Origin of the sequence: Arthrobacter sp. TB 23 (genome assembly GCF_000294595.1) — a bacterium.
GTDB lineage: Bacteria > Actinomycetota > Actinomycetes > Actinomycetales > Micrococcaceae > Arthrobacter_D.
The window spans coordinates 1-4,391 of sequence record NZ_ALPM01000019.1 but is presented as its reverse complement, the minus strand read 5'-3'; the positions used below and the strand labels follow the sequence as shown (position 1 = coordinate 4,391).

The following is a 4,391-nucleotide window of genomic DNA, read 5'->3' as shown; positions in this document are numbered from 1 at the left end:
CAGCAGCGGGGTCGGGTGCTTCATGCATGTGTCCGGTGGGTCCGGCGCTGGTGAGGACATCCACCAGAACATCGGCCCTGAGCTGGGTGAGAGTCCTGGCCTCGTCGGGGCCCTGCAAGGCCCGGGCTGCGGTATCGACCCGGTGGAAGATCCCGGCCGCGTGTTCGGTGGGTAGGTACGCGGCGAGCCAGGCCATCCCGTCGTGGGCGCCGTTCAGGACCACCTCGCGTTCCCGGAGAGCTTTCCGGTGCCGGCTACTGATGGGTTCGGGGTGAAGTTTTTCGCGTAACCGGTGGGCCTGGCGGCAGAACTTCGCCACCGTGGTCTGACCGGCCAACGCGATCAGCCTGGTTTCATAGGCGGCGGCCAGAGCGGGGTCGGTGTCGGGCATGTCTGTGGCCTCTTCGACAACAGCCCAGGCATGGCGGCGTGAGAGTCTGCCGTCCTCTAACGCGTTCAACGTGGCCGGGTAGTGGCGGGTCAGCAGGGTGCTGTGTTCGACCAGGAACCCGGCGGTCCGCTCCGGCAGGTGCAACGTGGCGCCGATCTCGGCTGCGGCCAGGGTTTTCTCGAACCCGAACGCCCCGCGGCCGCAACGGGTTTGCTCGGTTTGCAGGTCCAGGATCCGGGTGACCAGTTTCGCTTCCTGGGCATCGAGCCATGACCGCGCCTCGGCGACGTCATTCAACGCATCTACCACCTGGGCAGAGTCAAGGCCGGCCGGGGCGGCGAGCCCGAGCTGGCCGGTCAGGGCGGGAGGTTCGTCGCTGGAGCGCACCCGCTCGCCGGGCACGAAGGCCATTCCCCAAAAATCCGATGCCTCATCATTCGAATCGGTCGAACCCGCAGCCTCAGCCTCCGGCGGTTCAACAGTGGGTGCTGTCCACACCGCGTCCACGCCCAGCGGTCCCTCCGGACCATACCCAGCAGAAGACCCAACAGAAGCCCCGGAGGAAGACCCCGCGGAAGCCCCGGCGTGAGTTCCCGCAGTAGACCCCGTGGCCGTGTTCGCGGGCCCGCTGGTCGAGGCGGAATCCGCGCCGGATTCGGGAGGGATTCCCGATCCGGGAGCAGAAGCTGCACTGCTTTTCATACCCCAATTCCATCATCGAGCACCGACAGTATGAGGGGAAAATAGGGGGCCCGGAAAAAACTTTTTCGAAGTTTTTTCGGCACCACAAAAGCGGCCCTCGTAAGCCCTGAACTCGCCTGACTACTCTCAAACCCGCCACCGAGCGGTTGGCTGTGATGGCCCCGGCACGTCCAGACCCGACACAGCTACCCTCTCGCCGGGGTTGTAATAGATAGGGTTGAGTGCATGACTATCCGCGACGCCCGCCCGGCTGATGTAGCCACCATCCTCCAGCTCATCCACGACCTCGCCATCTACGAGAAAGAACCTGACGCCGTCAGGAACACTCCCGAACAGCTGCATCAGGCCCTCTTTGGACCCATGCCAAGCGTGTTCGCGCATGTCGCCGAGTCGGACGGCGTCATCCAGGGCTTTGCCCTCTGGTTCCTGAACTACTCAACCTGGGAGGGCGTCAACGGGATCTACCTGGAAGACCTGTACGTCCGCCCCGAAGCCCGGGGCGAAGGCCACGGCAAAGCACTCCTGCAGAACCTTGCACGCATCGCCGCGGAACGGGGCTACGCCCGGGTGGAATGGTCGGTCCTGAACTGGAACGAACCCTCAATCAACTTCTACGACAGTCTCGGCGCCCTCCCCCAGGACGAGTGGACCACCTATCGCCTCACCGGCCCCGCCCTCACCGCAGTGGTCAGCGGATCCGCTACGTGAGCGACCAGTCAGCCGCCGACGTCGTCCCCCACCGCCGCGAATCAACCCACCTGATGCACGGCGCTCGCACCACCGGCCATTACTTCACAGTTCCCCTGGACCATCGGACGCCCAATGGTGAAACCATCACCATCTTTGCCCGCGAGTACAGCTCGCTGGAGTACGACGACGAGGCCATTGCCGACCTGCCATGGCTGCTGTTCCTGCAAGGTGGGCCCGGCGGCCGGGGCAGCAGGGTCACCCAGCTTGGCGGCTGGATGAAGGCTGCGGCCAGACACTTCAGAATTCTGATGCTGGATCAGCGCGGTACCGGCCGTTCCACCCCAGCGGATGCCGCGACCCTTCCCCTCCGCGGGGACGCTGCCGCACAGGCCGAGTATCTCGCGCACCTCAGGGCCGACTCGATTGTTGCTGACGCCGAACTGATCCGCCGCCAGCTCGTCGGGGCGCCCTGGACGGTGTTCGGTCAGAGCTTTGGCGGCTTCTGCACCCTGACGTACCTCTCTGTCGCACCCGAGGGCATGGACCGTGCGCTGATCACCGGCGGCCTGGCACCACTCAGTGGCCCCCCGGATCAGGTCTATTCCGCGACGTATCGGCTCGTCGAAGCCAGGAACCGGGAATACTTCGCCAAGTATCCCGAGGACCGGACGACCCTCACCCGGATTGCACACCACGTCGAGGCAATCGACGAGCGGCTACCGACCGGTGAGCGTCTCACCGTTGCACGGCTGCAGATGATCGGATCCTTCCTTGGTGGCAACACCCGGATGGACGCCCTGCACTTCCTGCTCGAGGACGCCTTCGTGAGCACCGCCGATGGTCAGCGGCTGTCCCAGGTGTTCCTGGACGCCGTCTGGGCGCAGGTCAGCCGGTCATCCAACCCCCTTTACGCCCTACTGCACGAGTCAATTTATTGCCAGGGCGAGGCCTCCGACTGGTCCGCCAACCGGGTGTTGGCCGAGCACCCCCAGTTCCTCCCGACGGCTGAGGAACCGCTGCTGACCGGCGAAATGGTGTATCGGTGGTACTTCGATCAAGACCCGTCACTGGTTCCGCTGCGGGACGTCGCTGACCTCCTCGCAGCAAAGGCGGATTGGGGCAGCCTCTACGACACCGACCAGCTCGCCCACAACACTGTCCCCGCTGCCGCTGCCGTCTATCAGGACGACATCTACGTGGACCATGACCTGTCCATGCGGACAGCCCGCGCGGTCAAAGGCTTACAGGCATGGGAGACAGCTGACTTCCACCACGACGGGATTTCCGACGATGGCGAAGCGATCTTCAACCGGTTGCTGGGTATGACCGGCTGGCCCGCGTAGTCAGCCAGCGCTGAAGCGCGGACGGTCGGAGAAGGCTACTTCTCGACGTCGGCCGTGCCGCGGGCCTTCCGTGCGTCCTCTTCAAGCTTGGCATCGATGCTGGCCTGCTTGGCCTTCGGGCTGAGCAGGCTCAGGACAACCGCGACCACAATGGTGCCGAGGATGATGCCGAGGGACAGGAAGGTGGGGATGATCGGAGCCCACTCAATGTGCTGGCCCCCGTTGATGAACGGCAACTCGTTTTCATGCATGGCGTGAAGGATCAGTTTGATGCCAATGAACGCCAGAATGACCGAGAGCGCATGCTTCAGGTAGATGAGCCGGGTCATCAGGCCACCGAGCAGGAAGTACAGCTGGCGCAGGCCCATCAGGGCAAAAATGTTGGCGGTGAAGACGATGAACGCGCTTTCGGTCAGACCGAAGATGGCCGGGATCGAATCCACTGCGAAGAGCAGGTCGGTGAGGCCGATGGTCACGAAGACGATCAGCATCGGGGTGAAGACCTTCTTGCCGTCCACGACGGTACGGATCTTGTTGCCGTCGTATTTGTCGGTCATCGGCAGGACGTTGCGCAGCTTGCCGATCACCTTGTTTTCGCTACCGTGTTCCTCGTCTTCGCCGGTGTCCTTGGCCTGCTGATAGGCCGTGTAGAGCAGGAAGACACCGAAGATGTAGAAGATCCAGCTGAAGTTGCTGATCAAGGCTGCGCCGAGCAGGATGAAGATTCCGCGGAGCACCAGCGCGATGATGATGCCCACCATCAACACTTCCTGCTGATACTTACGGGGTACCGAGAACCGGGCCATGATGATGATGAACACGAACAGGTTGTCAATGCTCAGGCTATATTCGGTGACCCAGCCGGCGACAAACTGTCCCCCGTAATCCGGGCCGGTGAAGATAAACATCAGGACCGCGAAGATCAACGCGAGAGAAACGTAGAACGTGACCCACAGGCCGGCTTCCTTCATTGACGGCTCGTGCGGGCGCTTAACGACCAGCAGCAAATCGAACAGGAGAATGAGGCCCAGCACAATGAATGTGCCTACTTCAAACGCCAATGGCAGTTCCAGCGTGGGTTCGGGCATGAGGGACCTTTCAAGGGTGCAGCGGATTCCGCAAGTCTCTCCGCCGCGGCATTTGCCACCGGCCGCTACGCCCGGCGAAACATCGATGCTCCGCGTGTTGACGATCGTAGCGCTTCGGGATACTCCCCTACGTCCGGCTTATCCTAACCCCGTACGAGCCGGATCAGGAAATGGCTC

4 protein-coding genes are annotated in these 4,391 nt (G+C 63.0%); 2 read left to right on the top strand and 2 right to left on the bottom strand.

What is annotated here, in order from left to right; all coding sequences use genetic code 11:
• The coding region (locus B384_RS19540; RefSeq protein ID WP_019481452.1) for a DUF222 domain-containing protein at window positions 1-898 on the bottom strand (898 nt) is incomplete at its 3' end.
• Window positions 899-1,318: 420 nt separating this feature from the next.
• On the opposite strand from B384_RS19540, the gene B384_RS0101895 reads away from it, so the two are divergent.
• Complete coding sequence (locus tag B384_RS0101895; RefSeq protein WP_019481451.1) at window positions 1,319-1,801, top strand: GNAT family N-acetyltransferase; 483 nt, start codon at window positions 1,319-1,321, stop codon at window positions 1,799-1,801.
• Window positions 1,798-3,126 carry an alpha/beta fold hydrolase gene (locus B384_RS0101890; protein ID WP_019481450.1) on the top strand — a complete coding sequence of 443 codons (1,329 nt, stop codon included), beginning with the start codon at window positions 1,798-1,800 and terminating at the stop codon, window positions 3,124-3,126. The genes B384_RS0101895 and B384_RS0101890 overlap by 4 nt, the downstream gene beginning before the upstream one ends.
• A gap of 35 nt (window positions 3,127-3,161) precedes the next feature.
• On the opposite strand, the gene B384_RS0101885 is transcribed toward B384_RS0101890, so the two are convergent.
• On the bottom strand, window positions 3,162-4,214 hold the full coding sequence (locus tag B384_RS0101885; protein ID WP_019481449.1) for a TerC family protein: 1,053 nt from the start codon (window positions 4,212-4,214) through the stop codon (window positions 3,162-3,164).
• Window positions 4,215-4,391 lie beyond the last annotated feature (177 nt).

Bases quoted from the DNA above. Each gene is read 5' to 3' on its own strand.
- B384_RS0101895 (WP_019481451.1), top strand. From the start codon at position 1,319: ATGACTATCCGCGACGCCCGCCCGGCTGATGTAGCCACCATCCTCCAG.
- B384_RS0101885 (WP_019481449.1), bottom strand. From the start codon at position 4,214: ATGCCCGAACCCACGCTGGAACTGCCATTGGCGTTTGAAGTAGGCACA.